The sequence below is a fragment of the Arminella tubonensis genome (assembly GCF_003240585.1).
In the GTDB taxonomy this organism is placed as follows: domain Bacteria; phylum Pseudomonadota; class Alphaproteobacteria; order Rhizobiales; family Rhizobiaceae; genus Rhizobium; species Rhizobium tubonense.
On sequence record NZ_PCDP01000038.1, the window covers coordinates 24,626 to 46,058 of the forward strand.

Consider the following 21,433-nt stretch of genomic DNA (forward strand, 5'->3'; position numbering starts at 1 on the left):
CTTGGGGTAGATCATGCGCGCCAATTTTCGCATGCAGCGACTGTTTATAGATGCCGATATCATCAACGGCAGCCCGATCGAGGCGAGCCAGGATCAGTTCAACTATCTCGCGAACGTTCTGCGGCTGGAGGCGGGCGCCGAGGTGCTGACCTTCAACGGCCGCGACGGCGAGTGGAGGACGACCCTCTCCTTCCCTAGTCGCAAGCGCATCCAGCTGACGCCTGTCGAACAGACGCGACCGCAGCCGAAGCCCTTCGACCTGCACTACCTCTTCGCGCCGCTAAAGGTCGGCAGGCTCGATTACCTGATACAGAAGGCTGTCGAGATGGGGGCGGGCCTGCTGCAGCCGGTCATGACGCAACACGTCCAGGGCAAGATCACCAATATCGACCGCCTGAGGTCCAACGCGGTCGAAGCCGCGGAGCAATGCGGCATCCTCGCCATTCCCGAGGTGGCCGAGCCCGTTAGGCTTGCGGATCTGCTGGAGCGCTGGCCGCGCGAACGGCGCATCATCTATTGCGACGAGGGAAACGCCGGGCAAAATCCGCTGCCGCTGCTGAACGCGATCAAGGAAAAGCATCTGGCGCTGCTGGTCGGTCCGGAAGGCGGCTTCTCCGAAGACGAGCGCAGCCTGTTGCGCAGCCTCGATTTCGTCACCGCCATTCCGCTCGGCCCGCGCATTCTCCGCGCCGATACCGCAGCAGTCGCGGCGATGGCAGTTATCCAGGCTGCAATCGGCGATTGGGAATAAACGACCTGCGGCAAAAAATATCGGCGTATCCTATTTTTTTGATCGAGCCATGAAAGAATTTCACTTGCGCAGCACCTCAATCCGGCCCTATCAGCCTTCCAATTGGCCTGCGTCCCACCCAGGCTTCGTTCCGAGATCAAGGTAACTTCATGGCCCGCGACACTACAGACCAGACGCCGATCTCTGCGGTTTCGGAGCTGACCGAGTATCTCGATGCCGGAAGCAAGCCCAAGGAGCGATTCCGTATCGGTACGGAGCACGAGAAATTCGCCTTTTTCCGCGCCGACAACAGCCCGGTTCCCTATCATGGCGAAGCCAGCATCTCGGCGCTGCTGTCGGGCATGCGTGAGAAACTGGGCTGGGAAGAGATCGTCGATGCCGGCCATGTCATCGGCCTTGCCGAGCCGCACGGCATGGGCGCGATCTCGATCGAGCCCGGCGGCCAGTTCGAATTGTCCGGCGCGCCGCTCGAAACCCTCCACCAGACCTGCAAGGAATCCAACCAGCATCTGGCGACGGTTCGAGACGTTGCCGAGCCGATGGGCATCCGTTTCCTCGGCATCGGCGGCAGCCCGAAGTGGACGCTGGCGGAAACGCCGCGCATGCCGAAATCGCGCTACGACATCATGACCCGCTACATGCCGAAGGTCGGCACCAAGGGCCTGGACATGATGTACCGCACCTGCACGATCCAGGTGAACCTCGACTTCTCCTCCGAAGCGGACATGCGCCGCAAGATGCGGGTATCGATGAAGCTGCAGTCGCTGGCGACGGCGTTGTTTGCCTCCTCGCCGTTCACCGAGGGGAAGCCGAACGGCGAGCTCTCGTGGCGCGGCGACATCTGGCGCGATACCGATAATCAGCGCTCGGGCCTGCTCGACTTCACCTTCGGCGACGACTTCCGCTTCGAACACTATGTCGAATGGGCGCTGGATATTCCGATGTATTTCGTCGTGCGCGATAGCCGCTATCACGACTGCACCCATGTCACTTTCCGGCAATTCATGAACGGCGCGCTGAAAGGCGAGATCGCCGATTGGGAGCCGACGATGGGCGACTGGACCAACCATCTCTCCACCCTCTTCCCCGATGTGCGGCTGAAGCGCTTCCTCGAGATGCGTGGCGCCGACGGCGGCCCGTGGCGGCGGATCTGTGCGTTGCCGGCCTTCTGGGTCGGCCTGCTCTATGACGATGCGGCGCTGGACGCGGCAGACGAACTGACCAAGGACTGGGGTTTTGCCGAGGTCGAAACGCTGCGCAACGCGGTGCCGACGCAGGGTCTCAATGCCCGCTTCCACGGGCGCTCGCTGCACGAGATCGCTAGAGAGGTCGTCGGCATCTCCCGCGCCGGCCTCAAGTCCCGGGCGCTTCTGAACGGCGAAGGCCAGGACGAGAGCGTGTTCCTGGCGCCGCTCGAAGAGGTGCTGGCAAAGAAGGCGACGCTCGCCGACGATCTGCTGATGCTCTACAACGGACGCTGGAACCAATCGGTCGAACCGGTCTTCGAGGAATACCAGTACTGAGCCTTATTTTGGTCAGTCCCCGCTGACGATCGCAGGCCGGCAAAAACCGGTTTGCGTGTTAGCTTTTCCGGATATAGTGGCGCGATGACAGGCCTGCTCTACACCTGAGGAAGGGACTTCGATGCTGCCACTCTTCGACATGATGCTGCAGGCGCAAAACGGATCGGCCATGGACGTCATGGCCAAGCAGTTCAATCTTGCGCAGGAGCAATCGGCAAAGGCCATCGCGGCGCTGATGCCTGCCTTCTCCTCCGGTTTCAGGCGCAGCGCCAGCGATCCCTACAACTTTACCGGCGTGATGCAGGCGATCGGCTCCGGCACATACGCCAAGTACTTCGAGGATGTGAGCAAGGCATTCACGCCTGAAGGGATCGCCGACGGCAACAATGTGCTGCAGCGGCTTTTCGGCTCGAAGGACGTATCGCGGGCGATCGCGGCGCAGGCAGCCCAGATGACGGGGATCGGGCAGGAAATCTACAAGAAGATGCTGCCCAGCATGGCCGATACGCTGATGGGCGGGCTCTTCAAGGAGACCAGCGGCCAGATGCAGATGCCGGCAAATCCGTTCATCAACACCGACATGGGCGAGATGATGCAGAACTGGCTGCAAACCATGGGCTTTGCGCCGAAGAAGGCGCCGATGCCACATGAAAGCGTCTTCGACCACCCGTTTACGCAAGCGATGGGCATGATGTTCGGCGCCCAGGCGCCGAAGCGAGATACCGCGGCCGGCAACCCGTTTCTCGACAATCCGTTTGCCAAGTCCTTCCAGGACATGATGCGCGGATTTCCCTTCACGCCCGAGCCACCAAAGAAGCCGGCAGCCAAGCCCGAGGCTCCGGCGTTCGACGTGACGCAATATGCAACCATGCTGAACACGATGTTCGACAGCGGTCTGGAGGTTCAGAAGAACTACCAGAAGAGCATGGAAAGCATATTCGAACGCTATGCACAGCCGTCACCGTCGGCCGATGCGCCGAAGAAAAAATAGGCCGCCATCGCAATATCCGGCCAAGAAAAAACCCGGTGTCGGAAGACCGAGCACCGGGCAAGAAGCAGGGCTATTGGCTATCACCCTGCGGGGAAACAGTGACTCCGGTTCAGCTACGCAGCAAACCGAAGGATGAGAAGCGGCTGCCGCGACGCGCCGATTTTGTCAGGTGCGAGGACGGGTCCTCGAAAAAGCTCGACGTCGTCAGCGCGGCCTCCAGCTCAAGGCGGGTGAGACCGATATCCAGCAGCTGGGCGTCGGTCAGATCGGTCAAGCGGTTGACTTCGCGACGATTGCGGAGAACGCGCCAGACGGAGGCCACCTTCGTGAAAGCGAGCGCGAGACGCCCCATCAACGATGAAGAGGGCTTTGCGAGACCGAGGTCCATAGTCCGTTCTGTCGTGCGCATTTGAGTATCCTTTCCTCCAAGGCACGCAACAACCCTTCCCCTCCCAGGAGGTCCACGGGAGGAGCAAAGGTTGAACACCGACCGGATGGGCAGAAGCCGATCCGGATTGCTTTGTGATTTGCAATTGGAAGATGCCAAAAGCCTATTGATCAGTCCAACGAATGTTTCTAATGATTATCATCAACCTCTCTTATAGGTCCTCTCTCACAGGTGACAGTCATGGCATCGCCGTTAGACCTCGACCAGTTGCAGACATTCATCGCCATCGTCGACTCCGGGAGCTTCACGAAGGCGGCCGATCGGGTCTTCAAGACGCAGTCCGCCGTGTCGATGCAGATGCGTCGTCTTGAGGAGCGCATCGGCAAGCAGCTCTTCATCAAGGATGGACGCGGCAACCGGCTGACATCGGAGGGCGAGAAGCTGCTGAACTATGCCCGCCGCATCATCCGCCTGAACAATGAGGCAATCGCCTCCTTCGACGACAATCGGCTGGAGGGGACGCTGCGCATCGGCACGCCCGACGACTATGCCGATCGCTACATGCCCGAAATCATCGGCCGCTTTGCGAAGACCCACCCGAATGTCGAGCTCTATATCGTCTGCGAACCCTCGGTCGATCTTGCCGAGCGGATCAACCGGGGCGAACTCGATATCGCGCTTGTCACTCACAATCCGCGCGAGCGCGTTTCCGATGTGGTGCGCACCGAGCCGCTCTGCTGGGTAAGCTCGGCCAACCATCCGCTGCGCGACGACGCGCCGGTGCCGCTTGCGGTCGGCCGTCGCGACTGCCAGTGGCGTCAGGTCGCCTGTTCATCGCTGGACGCGGTTGGGCGCGATTATCAGGTGTTGTTCACGAGCTGGTCCTGCACGGTCGTCGCCGCAGCAGTGCTTGCCGGCATGGCGGTTTCGGTGATGCCGGAATCAGCGCTTCGGACCGGCATGAAGGTGCTCAGCCAGGCTGACGGCTTTCCGTCCCTGCCACCGGTCCAGATCGGCATCATGAAACGCCCGGGTGTTTCCGCCTCGCTGATGAACGCCATCACCGCGCATATATCGGCCTGTCTCGACAACATCACCCCGGCATCGGTCGACGACGATCTCGACGGCGAAACGAAGACATTCAACCGCTATCATCCGCGCGCGCGGGCCGGGCACGTGTTGCCGAGCTGGTGAGGGCGGCAAACACTGCAGCCCCTTCTCCCCAGCGGGGAGAAGATGCCCGTCAGCGCAGATGAGGGGGTGGTGCGGCGTACACCGGCGGCATGGCGGATGACGATAGACCCCCTCATCCGACCCCTTCGGGGCCACCTTCTCCCCGAGGGAGAAGGTAGAATAGTGCACCGCCCTACTCCGCAGCCGCGCTGATCGTATCCGCGACATAGCCATGTGCTTCCCTCAACGCTGCCCCGACACCACCCTCGTAGTCCGGGTGAACCAGCTTGAATGCGAAAGCGGGCGGCGTGATCAGGAAAGGGCCATCCAGATGACCAGCCAGGCGAACATGCCGAACAGCGCCAGAAAGCCAAGCGTAAACAGCGGGCTGCGATAGCGAAGATTGTTGCTGGTGACGTGAACGTAGGAATGCGCGTAGCGCGAGACGACGAAGATCCAGGCGAGGATCACGGCGGGGAGATTGTCCGCCTGCGTTATGAAAAGAATGATGGAGACTGCGTAGAAAAGGACGGGAAGCTCGAACTGGTTGGCAAGGTTGTTGCGAACCACCAGGCTTTCGGCCGGCTCGTCCCGGTTTTCCCGAAACTGGTGACTCTCAGCCTTGCCGGCCTTGACGACGGCGGAGCGGCGGAGGCCCAAGAGGCAATAGAGAATGAATACAAGCACGGCATGCGCCACGATGGGCCAGAACATTTCATAGCCGGTCATGCGGCGAACTCCGTGGGCTCTCTGAACACGGGATGAGCAGTAGTCGAAAATAATCTCCGCTGCCAGTGGCTCAAGCTGGCCATCCGCCGCGAACCCGCGGCGGATGGCTTGTCAAACTGTCACACCCTGCCTCAAACCTGGGCCTGGCCACCATCGGCAAAGAGCTCGATGCCGGTGACGAAGCTCGATTCGTCTGACGCGAGGAACAAGGCGACGCTGGCAATCTCGTCGGCATGACCGACACGGCCGAGCGGGACCAGCGATGCCATGTAGTCGAGCAGTCCCCTCTGATGCGCGGCGTCGGGACCTGCAAGGCCAACCAGGCCGGGGGTTTCGGTCGGCCCGGGGCTCAGCGTGTTGATGCGGATGCCGCGGTCCTTGAGGTCGAGTATCCAGCTGCGTACGAAATTGCGCAACGCCGCCTTCGACGCGCTGTAGACGCTGAAATTGGCCGTGCCGGTGATGCTGGTGGTCGATCCCGTCAAGATCACCGAAGAGCCCTTCGACAAAAGCGGCAACGCCTTCTGGACCGTGAAGAGAACACCTTTCACATTGCGGTCGAACGTGTCGTCATATTGTTCTTCGGTAATCTCTCCGAGCGGCAGCATGGACCCGCCGCCGGCATTGGCGAAGAGCACGTCAATGCGTCCGGCCTCGGACTTCACGCGCTCGTAGAGCCGGTCGAGATCGGCAAGCTTGCTCGAGTCAGCCTGGACCGCTATCGCCTGGGGGCCGATTGCAGCGGCGGCAGCTTCGAGTTCGGCCAGGCGTCGACCGGTGATGTAGACGCGTGCCCCTTCGGCCGCGAAACGCTTTGCCGTGGCGAGGCCGATGCCCGAATTTGCGCCGGTCACCACTGCGATCTTGCCCTGAAGTCTTCCAGTCATTGTCGTCGTCTCCTTTTTGCGATCGATCAGATGTCGATGACGGAGAGATATGGACGAGCCGGTCGTCTCGAAATAGAAAGAGATGCAAACTATCATTGCAGGAATGAAACGATGAATTTGCCCGACTTCGAAGGACTTGCCATGTTTGCCAAGGTCGCGGAGGAGCGGTCCTTTGCGCAGGCCGCCCGCGTCATGGGCGTTTCGGTCGCGACGGTGTCGCGCGGCGTCGCTCGTCTGGAGGAGAGGCTGGGCGCAAGGCTCTTCAACCGCACCTCGCGCCAGCTGGCATTGACCGATTTCGGTCGCGGCCTTGTCGAGCGGGCCTCGCGTTTCTATTGCGAAGCGGAGGAGATGGAAAACGAGGCGCGCGAGCTCGCCGGGCACCCGCGCGGGCTGGTCCGGCTCGCGGTGCCGATGTCGTTTGGCCTGCGCTGCGTCGCGCCGATCCTTCCGGACTTCTTCAGGCTCTATCCCGACATATCGGTCGACCTGCACATGAGCGATGCGGTGGTCGACCTCATCGGCGACGGGTTCGACGCGGCACTACGGATCGCGGTGCTGCCGGATTCGTCGCTGATTGCGAAGAGGCTTACCGCCGTCGCGCCGTTCATCGTTGCATCCCCTGATTATGTCGAGCGCCATGGCCGCCCCGAACATCCGCGCGATCTCAATGCGGCGCACTGCCTCGGCTATGCCTATCGCCCGCGGCAGGATGTCTGGCGTTTCAGCAACGAGGCGGGCGACGAGGAAGTCGTGACGCCGACCGGGGCCTTGCGCGTCACCAATTCCGACGCATTGATCCCGATGGTGCTGGAGGGGCTCGCAATCGCCGAGTTGCCGGAATTCATCTGCAGCGACTATCTCGCCGATGGCCGGATGACGGCGATTGTCACCGATTGGACGTTGCCAAGGGGGGCGCTCTATTTCGTGACGCCGTCGGCGCGGACGCGTCCTGCAAAGGTGGAGGCTTTGGCCGGTTTCATGGCCGAGCGCCTGTCGAACCCGCCCTGGCGCTGGCCGCGCTGATCAGGTTTGCGTCGAAAGCCTGTATTTTACCATTTTCTTGACGAACATGAATCACCATGCAACGCGCTCGCGACTCAGGCGTTGTATTCACAACGGTGCGTGCGGTGGGGCACGGATGAACTGTAAGCTCAGGAGGAGCGGAAAATGACGGGATGGTTTCCACGAATTTCTTTCGTTGCATTTGCCGGCTTGATCGCAATGCAATTAATTCCATCAAATGCCTTGGCCCAATACTCCGACGATCAGGATTACGGCCCGCCGCCGATGGACCGCAGGCAAGATCAAAACTGGGATCGTCGTCCGAGGGAGCATGAGGGCTGCAGCCGGCGCGACCTCGTGGATGCAGCCCGGGACGAAGGTTTCCGTCGCATTGATTCCATTCAGATGAATGGACGCCGGATCGTCGTCCGAGGCTGGAACGACGGCGGTCCCGACCGCATGTCCTTCGCCAATCGACGCGGTTGCCCAGTTATCGACTAGGCCAGACAAATAGCCCGGGCCGGCGACCTTGAAAATCGACGGCCCGTCGCCTGTTGGCGATCAGACCCCACCGCCGGGATAGTTCGGGCTTTCGCGCGTAATCGTGACGTCGTGGGTGTGGCTTTCGCGCAGGCCCGCACCGGAGATGCGCACGAACGTGGCGCGCTCCTGGAAGTCCTTGAGGTCCTGCCCGCCGACGTAACCCATCGCCGCCTTTAGGCCGCCGCCAAGCTGGTGGAGCACGCCGGAGACGGGGCCCTTGTAGGGAACCTGGCCTTCGATGCCTTCCGGCACCAGCTTCAGCGTGTCCCGGACCTCGGCTTGGAAATAGCGATCGGCCGAGCCACGTGCCATGGCGCCGACGGAACCCATGCCTCGATATGCCTTGAACGAGCGACCCTGGTAGAGATAGACCTCGCCGGGGCTTTCGTCCGTGCCGGCGAGCAGCGAGCCGATCATGCAGGCCGAAGCACCGGCCGCGATCGCCTTGGCAAGGTCGCCGGAGAACTTGATGCCGCCGTCGGCGATGACGGGGATATCCTGCGCCTGCGCCGCTTCGACGGCGGCCATGATGGCCGCGAGCTGCGGGACGCCGACGCCGGCGACGATGCGGGTGGTGCAGATCGAGCCTGGGCCGATCCCGACCTTGACCGCATCGGCTCCGGCATCGATCAATGCGCGCGTGCCGTCATAGGTGGCGACATTGCCGGCCATGATGCGCACCGAGTTCGACAGCCGCTTGACCCGGGTGACAGCGTCGAGCACGCGCTGCGAGTGACCGTGTGCCGTGTCGACCACCAGCATGTCTACGCCGGCCTCGATCAGGCGTTCGGCGCGCTCGAAACCGTCGTCACCGACATTGATGGCCGCAGCCGCACGAAGCCGGCCCTGCGCATCCTTCGACGCGTTGGGGTTCAGCTGCGACTTCTCGATATCCTTGACGGTGATGAGACCGACGCAACGGCCTTCGCCATCGACTACGAGCAGCTTTTCGATGCGGTGCGAATGGAGGAGGCGCTTGGCCTCCTGCTGGTCCACGTTTTCCTTGACGGTGATGAGGTTCTCGCGCGTCATCAGCTCGTAGATCTTCTGCGTCGGATCGGAGGCGAAGCGAACGTCGCGATTGGTGAGAATACCGACGAGGCGACCCGGCTTCTGCGTGCCGCTGCCGGGGCTCTCAACCACCGGAATGCCCGATATGCGGTAGGTCTTCATCAGGTGCAGGGCGTCGGCAAGGGTCGCGTCGGGTCCGATGGTGACCGGGTTGACGACCATGCCGCTCTCGAACTTCTTCACCTGGCGGACCTGTTCGGCCTGCTCGATGGGCGTCAGGTTGCGGTGGATGACACCGATGCCGCCGGCCTGCGCCATGGCAATCGCAAGGCGTCCTTCGGTGACTGTATCCATCGCCGCCGACAGGATCGGCAGGTTGAGCTCGATGTCCTTGGCGATACGGGTGGCGACGTTCGTCTGGCCGGGCATGATTTCGGAGTGCCCCGGCTGCAGGAGCACGTCGTCGAAGGTCAGGGCTTCTAAACCAGTTGCCGTTTCAATGATGCGGGCCATGGCCAATTCCTTCATTTAAGAAAAAGCAGGAGCGCTCCGGAACGAATCGTCCGCCCGGGCGGGCTTGCAAAAGTTGCTAGGAAGTTGGCGAGGGCTCGTAACACGTCTATGACAGGAAGGGAATAGCAAAAGCATGCAGCGCAGCATTGGCAGCTATGTCCTGAGCTCGGGGCGGGGTCCATCGCATGGGAGTGTGAGGGGGAATTGATAGGTCGCCCCATCCCTTAGCCTTGGCCAATCGGCTGGCATCAGAGCAAGCGCCCTCTTCCTTCGAGGGTCGCTCCGCTCCCACCTCTGGATGAGGGCTAGCGCCTCCCGCCGCTCCCACTTCTGGCTGGACGACACTGCCGCTCCCCCTCGCCTCCTCGGATTGCTCGTGCTCAAAGATCGAACTGATAGGTCTTCGGCACATAGCGGAAGCCGATATCCTTCTTTTCGAGGAAACCGACGGCTGGGAACGGCATGTGATAGCCGAGAAAGGCAATGCGGTCCTTGGCGATCATGTCGAAGATCCTGTTTCGGGTCCGTGCAGCCTGCGCCTTGTCCATGTCGAAGCGGACCTCCCAATCGGGGCGTTGCAGCGACAGGACGTAGTGGTTTGCCGCGTCGCCGGTCATGACAAGCTGCTCGCCATCCGATTCGACATGGAAGACCATGTGGCCGGGCGTATGGCCGGGGGCGAGCATCGCGGTCATGCCGCTGACGATCTGGTCGCCCTCCTTGAGGAAGGTCATCCTATCGGCGATCGGCACGACATTGGCCATGACCGATTTCTGGTTGCCCTCGCCTGGCGTTCCCTCGCGCGCCTTGTCCGTCCAGAAATCATATTCCACCTGGCCGCCGAAATATCTCGCATTCGGAAAGGTCGGCGCACCGTTCTCCATCAGGCCGCCGATATGGTCGCCATGCATATGCGTCAGGGCTACCGCCGTGATCTGGTCCGGGCTGTAGCCGGCCGCCTTCAGTCCATCCAGCAACATGCCGGCGCCTTTGCCGCGCATCGCCGCACCGAAGCCGGTGTCGACGAGAACGACGTCCTTGCCGGTATCGATGACTGCCGGAGCGTAGGTGTTGAGAAGCTTGTCGGTCGGCAGAAAGTTTTCGGCAAGAAGCGCCTGGACCGTTTCCGGCCTCTGGTTCGAACCGAATGTTTCCCATGGCTTTTCGAGAACGTTCGCACCGTCCCTTACGACCGTGAACTTCAAAGAACCAAGCTTGAACTGACTAACCTGTGGCATTGCTGCAGTCATATCTGCACTTTCTCCTGTGGACTTAACCGGCCCGGCATTTGCGGATCGGCCGATGATCGACGCGGCCGACAGCAGGCCAAGCCCTGCCACCAGCGTCCGTCGTTTCAACGTAATCGACCTTGTCATCCTCGCCTCAGCGAACCGGGCGCTTCTGAATGCGTTTAGCATTTCTATGCGCTTGGCATATGTCAATTTGTTTGGATGCGCCGGGCGACGCGAGATTTCACGAAGACGTGATCCTGCCGCGCCTGAAGGGTGATTTACGGGATTGGCAGCGCTTGCCGAGAGGACTACAGAGCGGGTGTCGCGTTAGCGGCGCCTTCCCGATGACACCACCATCCAAGGCAAAAGACTTATGAACCGTATCGTTCCCCTGATCCTCGCCGTTGCTCTCTTCATGGAACAGATGGACTCCACCGTAATCGCCACGGCACTGCCGGCGATCGCTGCGGATCTTCACGTCGGGCCGATCACGCTCAAGCTGGCGCTCACCTCCTACATGGTCGCGCTGGCGGTGTTCATTCCCATCAGCGGCTGGATGGCCGATCGGTTCGGCGCCAAGCGCATCTTCCGTCTCGCCATCTGCGTCTTCGTCGTCGGCTCCATCCTCTGCGCCATTTCGACCGATGTGCTCCAGTTCGTCGGCTCGCGGTTTCTGCAGGGTGTCGGCGGTTCGATGATGACGCCGGTCGGGCGGCTGGTTCTGGTGCGCACGACGAAGCGCAGCGACCTCGTATCGGCGATGGCATTGCTCAGCATTCCGGCGCTGGTCGGGCCGCTGGCAGGCCCGCCGCTCGGTGGTTTCATCACCACCTATTTCTCGTGGCACTGGATTTTCCTGATCAACGTCCCGGTCGGCATCATCGGCGTAGTTCTCGCAACCATCTTCCTGCCCGTCGTCGAGGCGACAATGCCGCCGAAGCTGGATTTCCTCGGCTTCCTGCTGACTTCGTTCGCCGCTGCCGGCGTGGTGTTCGGCATGTCGGTGATCAGCCTGCCCGCCCTGCCCCCGATCATCGGCATATCGTCCGTGGTCATCGGTTTCGTCTGCGGCTTTCTCTATGTCGGCCATGCCCGCAAGCATCCGGCCCCCATTCTGAACCTCAACCTGTTGAAAAACGCGACGTTCCGCGCATCGGTGACCGGTGGGACGCTGTTTCGCATCTGCATCGGCGCCATGCCTTTCCTGACGCCGCTGATGCTGCAGCTCGGCTTCGGGCTCAATCCGTTTCAGTCCGGCCTCATCACCTTTGCAGGCGCTATCGGCGCGATCAGCACGAAGTTCATCGCCAAGCGCGTCTTCGCCGCGGTCGGGTTCAAGACCGCGCTGCTGACGGCGGCCGGAGTGACCACGGTCACGACGATCACCACCGGCCTGTTCGAGCCGACGACGCCGCATCTTGCAATCATTGCCGTCCTGCTGATCGGAGGGTTCTCGCGCTCATTCTTCTTCACAGGGATCAATGCGCTAGCCTTTGCCGATATCGACGATAATCAGGCAAGCCAGGCGACCTCGATGAGTTCGGTCATGCAGCAGATCAGCCTGGCGCTCGGTGTCGCTGTGGCCGCGGCCATCCTCGAGACGACAACATTCTTCAGCGGCACATCGCTGTCGGTATCCGACTTCCACATCGCCTTCTTCGCGATCTCGATCCTGACTGTCATCGCCACGATCCCGTTCATCCGCATGGATCGCAGCGCCGGTGCCATCGTGTCCGGCCATAAGGCCAGCCTGAAGGCGACGGCGTCATTGCCGCCGGTTCAGCCAGCGGCCGAGTGAGAGCTCGACCGCTACTGAACACAAGCCATGGATCAGACTGCGATCTTGCCGCCGCCTTTTTTGGTGATCGCTACAACAGATGGGCGGACGGGCATGTTGTCCTTGAAATCCGGCCAGCGGGTGGAAAGATCCTCATAATATGATTGGCGACCGAAGCCCTCCCAATCCTCGCCACCGTCGCCCGGGTGCTGCACCGCGACCATCATGGTTTCCATGTCAGGCAACATCAGCGGCCCGCACATCTCGGCGCCGATGGGCACGCGGTAGAACAGCTTCGAGGTGGCACGGGCCGGGCCTTCGGTGTCGATAGCCCACAGGCCGTCGGTTCGCCCGGTTTCCTTGGGGGAATTGCCGTCGCTGGATACCCACAAGCGGCCATCCGCATCGACAGCGCAATTGTCCGGCATTCCGAACCAGCCGTTCTTGGTGGTATCCGTGGAGAACGAGGCGCCGACTTCCGCGACCGAGGGATCTCCGCATTTCAACAGGATTTCCCACTTGCCCCTGACGGCGGCAAAGTTACCGTCTTCTTCGGTTATCTCGACAATATGACCGAAGGCGTTCTTGGCGCGTGGATTGGCGGCGTCGACCTCTTCGGTCTTGCGCTTGCTGTTGTTGGTCAGCATGACGTAGACTTTGCCATTGACGCCATTGGGGCCAATGTCTTCGGGGCGATCCATCTTGGTCGCGCCAAGCAGGTCGCCCGCGCGGCGCGTTTCGATGAGGACATCGGCCTGAGAGTGGAAGCCATTGGCTTCGGTTAGCGGGCCCTCGCCGAAAACAATCGGCAACCAGTTGACCGCGCCGTCGATATCGAACCTGGCGACGTAGAGCGTCCCATCATCCATCAGGTCGAGATTGGCGGCACGATCGTCCGGATTGAACTTACCGGCAGTGACGAACTTGTAGACATATTCGAACCGTGAGTCGTCACCGAGATAGAAGACCACACGGCCATCCCTAGCAACGATGGAATCGGCGCCTTCATGTTTGAAACGGCCAAGCGCGGTGCGCTTCCTGGGAATGGAGTTGGGATCGTTGACATCGATCTCGACAACCCAGCCGAAGCGGTTTGCCTCGTTCTGATCCTTTGATAGATCGAAGCGATCGTGGAAATTGCCCCAGTCATAGCTGGTGTCCGGGATGCCCAACCGCTTGTAGTTGGCCGCCTCCTTGCTGTCTTCGGGCAATTTTCCAAGGAAATAACCCTGGATATTCTCTTCTCCCGAGACATAGGTACCCCAGGGAGTGACGCCGCCGGAACAGTTGTTGATCATGCCGAAGACCTTTTTGCCGGATAGGTCCGCATTGGTCTTCGTGCGTTCGTTCCCGGCGACGGGACCGGACAGCTGCATTTCGGTATTGGCTGTGATGCGGCGGTTGAACTTGCCGTCCTTGACCACCTGCCATTTGCCATCGACCTTGATGATCTCGACGACTGTGCCGCCATGCGCGGCCATCTCGATATCGACGCGCTTTCGGTCGGCCGGCACTATCTCGAGCTTGTCCTTGCCTTTGTCGTCCTTGACGATTTTCACGATACCCGGGAACATCAGATGTTCATTGGTGTATTCGTGGTTGATGACCAGGATGCCGTGTTCGGATGAACCGCCGATCGGAATGTAGCCTACATAGTCGTTGTTGTAGCCGAACTGCCGGGCCTGGCTTTCCGGCGTCTGGTTCAGAGGATCGAACTCGGGCGAATCCGGGAACAGGCCGTCGCCCCAGCGCAGGAGCACATTGGCGTCATAACCGGCGGCTACATGGTCATGCTGGTCGATACCGGCTTCAACCTCTTCAAAGATAAAGGCGGATTTTTCTGCCGCGCGGGCATCGTCGGCCAGCATCAAGGCCAAGGGGCTAACAGTCGTGGCTATGGCAGAGACAGCCAGAGAGCCTTTCAGAAATCCCCGGCGCGAAAACCGTGCTGCAATGAGCTCGCCCATCGTGGGATTGTCGGTTGGATTGTGGCCCGGGCCGACATTTTCCTCGAGCAGGCTGGTACGGAAGGTCGGACAGTTCTCGTTCATGTTGCTCACCTCTTCGCAATCGGAATTAAAACAATCCAGGATTGCTAGAACGCTGGCGTAACAACGTTGTGACGGAGGAAAAAAGGGTGTCGCGTCTCGCGCCTATTCCGGGCTTTCGCAGACGGCGCTGATCTTGTTGCCGTCGAGATCCCTGACATAGGCTGCATAGAAATGAGCGTGGTAGGAGCGCAGGCCCGGGGCTCCCTCGTCGACGCCGCCGTTTGCGAGTGCCGTCGCATGAAACGCGTCCACGGCGGCGCGCGTCGACGCCTCAAGCGCCACCATCGAGCCGTTGCCGCTGGTGGCCCAGCGCTTGTTGAACGGCAGGACGACCCAGAGGCGGCAGCGCCTGTCGCCGTCCGCCGCATAGCCGATCTCTTCTTCGGAATCGCGCTGGCGTCGATAGCCGATGGTAGGCAGAACCGCGTCATAGAAGCGACGCGCCTCGTTCAGATTGTTGGTGCCTAGCGTGACGTAGAGAAGCATGGTCAAGATTTACGCAGACTGAAAAATCGAGTGAAATTGCATCATCGACCAAAAGCAGATGCTAAATCAAGCTTCTGTTGCTTCGACTTCAGTCTTACGTCCCTTGAAGCCCTTGGCGAGCAGGAACATTTCGACCGATTCCGCGCGTGACGAATTCGGCTTCACATGCACGACCTGCTTGAAGTTCTGCTTCAGCAGCGCCAACAATTCGCGCTCCGTGCCTCCCTGGAATGTCTTCGACAGGAAATGCCCGCCTTCGGCAAGGACCTCGATGGCAAAGTGCGCCGCGACTTCGCAGAGATGCATCGTGCGCAGGTGGTCGGTCCGGTGATGGCCGGTGGTTGGGGCGGCCATATCGGATATGACGATATCAGGGGCGCCGCCGACGGCGTCCACCAGCAATTGCGGCGCAGAAGGGTCGAGGAAGTCGAGCTGCAGGATTCTGACGCCCGGCAGCTGCGTCATCTCCAGGAAATCGATCGCGGCGACACGGATGTCCTCGTCCGTCGAGCCGGTGACCTTGGCGGCGATCTGCGACCAGCTGCCCGGTGCGGCGCCGAGGTCGATGATGCGCTTCGCGTCCTTGAGGATATGATATTTCTCGTCGATCTCCAGCAGCTTGAATGCGGCACGGGCGCGATAGCCCTCGAGCTGCGCACGCTGGACGTAGGGGTCGTTGATATGGCGGTGCAGCCACTGGCGCGACGAGGCCTTCATCTTTTTCTTCAGGACACGCTGCCCGAGCTTGCGTCCGGTGCGGTTGCCGCCGATCGGTGGCTTTGTCATCAATTCGGCCCTTTCAAATCTCTCGGGCGATAGCCGCGACGGGAGCGGCCACGCCGCCAGACCCCGTCGTCCGCCATCATATCGGTCAGCAATCCCTCGCGCAGTCCACGATCGGCGACGCGCATGCGTGGGCTTGGCCAACGGCGGCGGATCGCCTCCAGAATGGCGCAGCCGGCAAGCACAAGATCAGCGCGGTCGGGGCCGATGCAGGGATTTGCGGCACGCCCGGCGAAATCCCAGGACAGCAGCTTCGATTGCATTGCCGTCACCTCGTCGTCCGACAGCCAGACACCATCGACCTTGCGGCGATCATATCGTGGCAGATCGAGATGGACGCCGGCAAGCGTCGTCACGGTTCCCGATGTCCCGATCAGATGGAAATCGGCGCTGTCGGCCGTGGCGCCGGCGACGGGCGGGCAATCGAACTTGTCGAGCATGCGCTCGACTTCATTGATCATCGCCTCGAAAACTGTCGGCGTCACATCGCGGCCGCCATGACGCTCCGACAAGGTAACGACGCCGACCGGAAGCGAGGTCCAGTGGGTGATATGGTTTGCAAGTCGGCTGGAACGATTGTCCTCGATGCGGATGACGGCGATCTCCGACGAGCCGCCGCCGATATCGAAGAGAACGACCGAGCGGGCCTCGGGGCCAACCAGCGACGAGCAGCCGGAGACCGCCAGGCGAGCCTCGGTCTCGCGGTCGATGATCTCGAGATCCAGGCCCGTCTCCTCGATGACGCGCGCAAGGAAAGCCTCGCCGTTTTCCGCAGACCGGCAGGCTTCGGTTGCAATCAGGCGGGCGCGACGGATTTCGCGGGCCTTCAGCTTCGAAGCGCAGACACGCAGGGCCTCGACGGCGCGGTCCATCGCTTCGTTGGAAAGCCGCCCGCTGGCACCAAGCCCTTCACCAAGCCGTACGATGCGCGAAAAGGCATCGACCACGCGGAACTGGCCCGGACGGGTCGGCTGTGCGATCAGCAGCCGGCAATTGTTGGTGCCGAGATCGAGGGCCGCGTAGAGATCGACCGGGCGTTGGCTTTCGTTGTCGGAATGGTTGTGCTGATGCTGGTGGAAACCATCGTGCCGCTGAGGTGTTGCATGGCGCTCCTGGCCACGATGGTCGCCGTGTCCGTTCGGTTGGTCGCCCTGCCGTCCCTCGGGAGCGACCAGCTGCGGCGGCTTTTCCTGCACAAGCGGACGCCCCTGCAAACCGCGCTTGCCGCGATGCTTGCGCCGGTGCTTGCTGCTCTTGCCGGCTTGCGCGTGGTCGCGATCCTCCGGGGCTGGCTGGCCTGGGGCGACTGCCACTGTCTGCATCAACTGGATGGGCTTGGGAGCGTTGTCATGCGACGGGCCGTGCGAACGCCGTCGCCGCTTTCGCTTGCGTGCTGAAGAACCAGCGCTATTGTCTTCGGGGCGTATCGCCGCCAGACCGGGATTTCCGGCCTGATTGGGCTCGGCAGAAATAGCGGGATCACGGGCGTTGCCACCACGTTTACGCTTTGCGCGCCGGGAGGATTTGCCCTTCCTGCGCTCTTCTGCCACCGACGCCCCGCCTGATTGCGGCATTTCGCCGCTAACGGGGTCTCTCACGTGTCTTTTTCCATCGCGCCGCGCAAGGCCGTTAGGGCATGCAGCAGGCACTCATTCGATTTTCGTTGGGGAGAGAATACCAGCAGGACGTGTTTTCGCCAAACTGTTTTTGGCGCGTGCGAACATGCCTAATTTGCCGCGCGGAAGACAGCTCAGGCGGCCAATTTGGCGCGTACGCCGTCGGCCATGGTTTTCATCCGGTCGGCCGTCGAATGGCCGATCAGCATGAAGGCGTGGCCGGCACTCGACCAGTAGACGACGTTCATGCCGTGCCGACGCTCCATGTCCGGTTCGGCCGGCCCCGTTTGCGAGGAGATGATGCAAAGCGCCATCGGTCCGTCCTCGGGATCGAGGTAGGCGATCTGCGCCAAGGGCTTGCCGTCGTATTCGAGCACCTGTGCCCGGCGGAAATCGGCGCCCGACAGCGCCACGGTCTCGGGGGTCAAAGAAATCCCGAGTTTCGAGCCGACCTGTTCGAGCTGCGCCGCCTGGGCCGCCCTGTCGCCGGCGGGCGCGCTCAACGTATCCGCGGTGTAGAGTCCGAGATATTGGGCAACAACAGCACGCCACTCGGCGCCTTCGTCGGGTTTTTCCAGGCGATGATTTAGTTCGATGAGCCCCCTGTCGACCGCGATCCCGGCGATCAGGCAAGCCGCGGCAGCGGCGAGGAAGCCGCGACGGCTGACGCCTGACGTAGAGAATTTCCGTGGTGTCGTGGCGGGAATGGCGCCCAGCATGGCCTGGAGCTTGGCATCAGGGGCGGCCTTCAACAAAGGCGCAAAGGCTTCGACATAGGGGAGGTCGCTGCGCGACAAAAATTCGAAGCGCTCGGCAGTAGCCTCATCCGCGTTGATCAATTTCTCGATCTCGGCAGTCTTTGCGGCGTCCAGCTCGCCGTCGATGAAGGCGACCAGCATCTCGTCCGAGGGCAATTCATTTTTATCGTGCTCGTTCATTCGTATCCCCCATTCGTCAATCCCCGGTCCGATCTTCTCGTCCCATCAAGCGGCTCCATCACTTCCGCCAGTTTCGCGCGGGCGGTCGCCAGCCGGCTCATCACGGTTCCGATCGGAACGTTCAAAACCTCCGCGACCTCGCGGTATGAAAGCCCCTCGACATAGGCCAGGAACACCGCGGTGCGCTGCGCCTCGGGCAGGCCCTGCACTTGCTGCAACACCTGACCGGCAAGGATGTGCGTTTCCGTCTCGCGGGCGCCGTCGAAAACCAGGGTCTCGTCTGCATCGACGAAGCCCTGCCCCATCCGCACCCGGCGCGACCGGACCTCGTTCAACCAGATCGAATGCAGGATCGAAAACAGCCATCGATCGAGACGCGTTCCGGCAATGTACTGGCCCGCCCTCTCCAGCGCCCTGACGCAGGTCGCCTGGACAAGATCGTCCGCGACGTCGCGCTGGCGCGACAACACGATGCCGTAGCGCCAGAGCCGCGCCAGATGCTGCGAAAGGCCCGCCCTAATATCGTCTTCGCTGGCGATAGCATCCTCCACACCGACTTGTGCCTTGTGAACCGCCGGTCTCGCCGGCGATTCCACTTTAACCCTAATATAGGCAGGAAACGGGAAATGAGCGACTGACACGCATATGACCTTTCACAGACGTCGATAACCATAACCTGCCTGCCGTATGTCGGCGGAGCGTCGGTGTCAGATCTTTGACGGGTCCTGGATGGCCTCGTGGAGATCCTGATATTCCTCGCAGCTGGTGCCGCAGATCGACTTGATGGTGTTCAGCTGATCCTGAGCAAGATTGATCTGACCCTTGATGACATAGGCTTCACCGAGATATTCGCGGACCTTTGCGTATTTCGGGTCGAGCTGGACGGACTTCAGGTAGTAGGAGATACCCTCGTCGGTACGACCGAGTTTCCGCGTCGCATAACCGCGATAGTTCAATGCCTCCGCCGTGTTCTGGTCCTTCAGCGTATCGAGCATGGCAAGCGCTTCTTCATAGCGGCCATCCTTGGCCAGCGAATAGGCGTAGTCGGCGCGGTTCTCGTCAGTTATATTGGCGCCCTGCTGCTTCACGCACTTCTTGGCCTTCTTGTCGTAGATCTCGCCCTTCTTGCAGGTCGGGGTCGTGCTTTCGTTATCGCCGATCGCAAAGACAGGAATGGAAAGCGCACCGAGCGTCAGGCAGGTACCGAGCGCGATCGAAGCCAGGCGGATTGCGGTTGATGTCATGGGTCTTCTCCTTGGCAAAAATGAACGTTGCGGCTGGAGAACACCGCATCATCCAGTTTTATTCGGTGAGATCGCCATTTTTTATTGCTGGCGACGCATATAGACCCATCACGCTTTCGTGATTTTCGGTCCACGAATTTTTCCGGACGTAGAAGTGTTTGAACCTGTGCCCGACATGGGTGTGAAGGAGACACATAGTGACCGAAACAGTTAAGCTCGTGAGCCTGGCAGTCGCCAATCCCGAGCACATTATCTATCAATCGGATGCGGGTCAGACGGCAGCTCGGCTTTTCTCGGACCGCTACGGAGAATTCAAGCTTCTTGCCCGGGTGTTCGACAATGCCGGCATCTTCAAGCGACATGCGGCGCGCCCGCTGTCCTGGTTCTCCGAGCCGCATGGCTGGCAGGACCGCATGGGAGCCTATGCCGAAGTTGCCAGCGAACTTTTCGTCAAGGCGACGACGGAGGCACTCTTTCTCGCCGGAATGAAAGCTTCGGAAGTCGATTGCATCGTCACGGTCTCATCGACCGGGTTCACCACCCCAAGCCTCGAGGCGAGGCTTGCCGGTCGCATAGGCTTTCGCCCTGACATCGAACGCGTGCCGATCTTCGGCCTTGGCTGTGCGGCAGGCGTCTCCGGCTTCGCGATCGCCTCGCGGATGGCGAAGAGTCGTCCGGGTGCCACCGTTCTCTTCGTCGCCCTCGAGCTTTGCTCGCTTGCCTTCCGGCTCGACGAACTGACGCGGCCGAACATCATTGCGACGGCCCTTTTCGGCGATGGCGCCGCAGCCTGCATCCTTCGCACCCAGCATCGCGGACTTGCGGAAGTGGAATCGAGCGGCGAGCACCTGTTTCCGGATACGCTCGGGATCATGGGCTGGAAAATCGACGACACCGGGCTTGGCATCATCCTCGAACAATCACTGCCGGCATTTGCGCTTGACAATATCAAGCCGGCGGTCAGCAGTATTTTGGCGCGCGCCGGCCTGACCGTTGCCGATATCGACCGCTTCATCTGCCATCCGGGCGGCACCAAGGTGCTCGCTGCGCTCGAGACCGCCTTTGCGCTCGAGCCCGGTTCTCTCGACCACGAGCGGGATATCATCTCCGACTACGGAAATATGTCGTCGCCGACCGTCCTGTTCGTGCTGCAGCGGGCAATCGCTGCCGGCCTTCCGGAACGCTCGGCGATGATCGCCATGGGACCGGGGTTTACGGCAAGCTGCGTCACCTTGAAGAGGACCGCATGATGTGGCCGTCTATCGCCCTCCTTGCCTTCGTCACGCTGCAACGGCTCGCGGAGCTATTCTACGCGCGTCGCAACACGCTTTTGCTTCTCGCGAGGGGCGGCCGGGAGGTCGGCGCCGAGCACTATCCCTACATGGTGCTTCTGCACACCCTCTGGCTCGCCGGCCTGTGGGTGGCCGCGCCCGATCGACCGGTCAATCTCGTCTGGTTCCTCGTCTTCATGTCGCTGCAGCTTTTGCGTATCTGGGTTCTGGCGACGCTGAAAGACCGGTGGACGACCCGGATCATCATACTGCCCGGTGCGCCGCTGGTGCATTCCGGGCCGTATCGTTTCCTCAATCATCCCAACTACGCGATCGTCATCGGCGAGATTGCCGTCCTGCCGCTGGCGTTCGGGCTTCCTTACTACGCGCTGGTTTTTTCCCTGCTCAACGCCGCCATGTTGCGGGTGCGGATCGGCGAAGAAAACGCAGCCTTGGCCGCCGATATGCTTTAAGCTTGAACAATCTCATTTTTCGTTTGCGCAGCGGCAGTTAGACAGGCA

Annotated in this window: 20 protein-coding genes; 8 read left to right on the forward strand and 12 right to left on the reverse strand. The window is 61.2% G+C overall.

Annotated elements, in window-relative coordinates; genetic code table 11:
- Positions 1–13: 13 nt before the first annotated feature.
- The 3 genes from CPY51_RS17580 (at position 14) to CPY51_RS17590 (ending at position 3,265) form a co-directional block, all read left to right on the forward strand.
- On the forward strand, positions 14–751 hold the full coding sequence (locus CPY51_RS17580; protein WP_111161532.1) for a 16S rRNA (uracil(1498)-N(3))-methyltransferase: 738 nt from the start codon (positions 14–16) through the stop codon (positions 749–751).
- Between the two features lie 149 nt (positions 752–900).
- On the forward strand, positions 901–2,274 hold the full coding sequence (locus CPY51_RS17585) for a glutamate--cysteine ligase (protein ID WP_111161533.1): 1,374 nt from the start codon (positions 901–903) through the stop codon (positions 2,272–2,274).
- 121 nt (positions 2,275–2,395) lie between these two features.
- A complete protein-coding gene (locus tag CPY51_RS17590) occupies positions 2,396–3,265 on the forward strand; it encodes a DUF937 domain-containing protein (protein ID WP_111161534.1) in 870 nt (289 codons plus the stop codon).
- Positions 3,266–3,374: 109 nt separating this feature from the next.
- Here CPY51_RS17590 and CPY51_RS17595 read toward each other — a convergent pair whose 3' ends face one another.
- Positions 3,375–3,674: a YjiS-like domain-containing protein gene (locus CPY51_RS17595; RefSeq protein WP_111161535.1), complete on the reverse strand. Its 300-nt coding sequence runs from the start codon at positions 3,672–3,674 to the stop codon at positions 3,375–3,377.
- Positions 3,675–3,893: 219 nt separating this feature from the next.
- On the opposite strand from CPY51_RS17595, the gene CPY51_RS17600 reads away from it, so the two are divergent.
- A complete protein-coding gene (locus tag CPY51_RS17600; RefSeq protein WP_111161536.1) occupies positions 3,894–4,847 on the forward strand; it encodes a LysR substrate-binding domain-containing protein in 954 nt (317 codons plus the stop codon).
- 291 nt (positions 4,848–5,138) lie between these two features.
- Here CPY51_RS17600 and CPY51_RS17605 read toward each other — a convergent pair whose 3' ends face one another.
- Positions 5,139–5,555, reverse strand: a complete 417-nt coding sequence (locus CPY51_RS17605; RefSeq protein ID WP_111161537.1) for an MAPEG family protein — start codon at positions 5,553–5,555, stop codon at positions 5,139–5,141.
- 131 nt (positions 5,556–5,686) lie between these two features.
- On the reverse strand, positions 5,687–6,442 hold the full coding sequence (locus tag CPY51_RS17610; protein WP_111161924.1) for an SDR family oxidoreductase: 756 nt from the start codon (positions 6,440–6,442) through the stop codon (positions 5,687–5,689).
- Between the two features lie 111 nt (positions 6,443–6,553).
- On the opposite strand from CPY51_RS17610, the gene CPY51_RS17615 reads away from it, so the two are divergent.
- Positions 6,554–7,468, forward strand: a complete 915-nt coding sequence (locus CPY51_RS17615; RefSeq protein WP_111161538.1) for a LysR family transcriptional regulator — start codon at positions 6,554–6,556, stop codon at positions 7,466–7,468.
- 540 nt (positions 7,469–8,008) lie between these two features.
- Here CPY51_RS17615 and guaB read toward each other — a convergent pair.
- Positions 8,009–9,514 (reverse strand): IMP dehydrogenase, encoded by a 1,506-nt coding sequence (guaB, locus tag CPY51_RS17625; protein WP_111161925.1) that lies wholly within the window; start codon positions 9,512–9,514, stop codon positions 8,009–8,011.
- Between the two features lie 380 nt (positions 9,515–9,894).
- Complete coding sequence (locus CPY51_RS17630) at positions 9,895–10,890, reverse strand: MBL fold metallo-hydrolase (RefSeq protein WP_111161540.1); 996 nt, start codon at positions 10,888–10,890, stop codon at positions 9,895–9,897.
- A gap of 229 nt (positions 10,891–11,119) precedes the next feature.
- On the opposite strand from CPY51_RS17630, the gene CPY51_RS17635 reads away from it, so the two are divergent.
- Complete coding sequence (locus CPY51_RS17635) at positions 11,120–12,544, forward strand: DHA2 family efflux MFS transporter permease subunit (protein WP_111161541.1); 1,425 nt, start codon at positions 11,120–11,122, stop codon at positions 12,542–12,544.
- Between the two features lie 32 nt (positions 12,545–12,576).
- On the opposite strand, the gene CPY51_RS17640 is transcribed toward CPY51_RS17635, so the two are convergent.
- The 7 genes from CPY51_RS17640 to CPY51_RS17670 form a co-directional block, all read right to left on the reverse strand.
- Complete coding sequence (locus CPY51_RS17640) at positions 12,577–14,574, reverse strand: PhoX family protein (protein WP_111161542.1); 1,998 nt, start codon at positions 14,572–14,574, stop codon at positions 12,577–12,579.
- A 102-nt stretch (positions 14,575–14,676) separates the two neighbouring features.
- Positions 14,677–15,060 carry a VOC family protein gene (locus tag CPY51_RS17645; protein WP_111161543.1) on the reverse strand — a complete coding sequence of 128 codons (384 nt, stop codon included), beginning with the start codon at positions 15,058–15,060 and terminating at the stop codon, positions 14,677–14,679.
- 66 nt (positions 15,061–15,126) lie between these two features.
- Positions 15,127–15,846 carry an RlmE family RNA methyltransferase gene (locus CPY51_RS17650; protein WP_111161544.1) on the reverse strand — a complete coding sequence of 240 codons (720 nt, stop codon included), beginning with the start codon at positions 15,844–15,846 and terminating at the stop codon, positions 15,127–15,129.
- The gene (locus CPY51_RS17655; protein WP_420820713.1) at positions 15,846–17,441 is read right to left on the reverse strand and encodes a Ppx/GppA phosphatase family protein; all 1,596 of its coding nucleotides are present in this window, start codon (positions 17,439–17,441) and stop codon (positions 15,846–15,848) included. Before CPY51_RS17655 ends, CPY51_RS17650 begins: the two co-directional genes overlap by 1 nt.
- Positions 17,442–17,593: 152 nt before the next feature.
- Positions 17,594–18,397, reverse strand: coding sequence for an anti-sigma factor family protein (locus tag CPY51_RS17660; protein WP_195909563.1), 804 nt, complete (start codon positions 18,395–18,397; stop codon positions 17,594–17,596).
- Positions 18,394–19,038, reverse strand: a complete 645-nt coding sequence (locus CPY51_RS17665; protein ID WP_111161546.1) for an RNA polymerase sigma factor — start codon at positions 19,036–19,038, stop codon at positions 18,394–18,396. Before CPY51_RS17665 ends, CPY51_RS17660 begins: the two co-directional genes overlap by 4 nt.
- Before the next feature lie 66 nt (positions 19,039–19,104).
- The gene (locus CPY51_RS17670; RefSeq protein ID WP_111161547.1) at positions 19,105–19,641 is read right to left on the reverse strand and encodes a tetratricopeptide repeat protein; all 537 of its coding nucleotides are present in this window, start codon (positions 19,639–19,641) and stop codon (positions 19,105–19,107) included.
- Positions 19,642–19,838: 197 nt separating this feature from the next.
- Between CPY51_RS17670 and CPY51_RS17675 the strand changes: the two genes are divergently transcribed.
- On the forward strand, positions 19,839–20,891 hold the full coding sequence (locus CPY51_RS17675; RefSeq protein WP_111161548.1) for a type III polyketide synthase: 1,053 nt from the start codon (positions 19,839–19,841) through the stop codon (positions 20,889–20,891).
- Positions 20,888–21,385 (forward strand): isoprenylcysteine carboxyl methyltransferase family protein, encoded by a 498-nt coding sequence (locus CPY51_RS17680; protein ID WP_111161549.1) that lies wholly within the window; start codon positions 20,888–20,890, stop codon positions 21,383–21,385. The genes CPY51_RS17675 and CPY51_RS17680 overlap by 4 nt, the downstream gene beginning before the upstream one ends.
- The last annotated feature ends 48 nt before the right edge of the window (positions 21,386–21,433 follow it).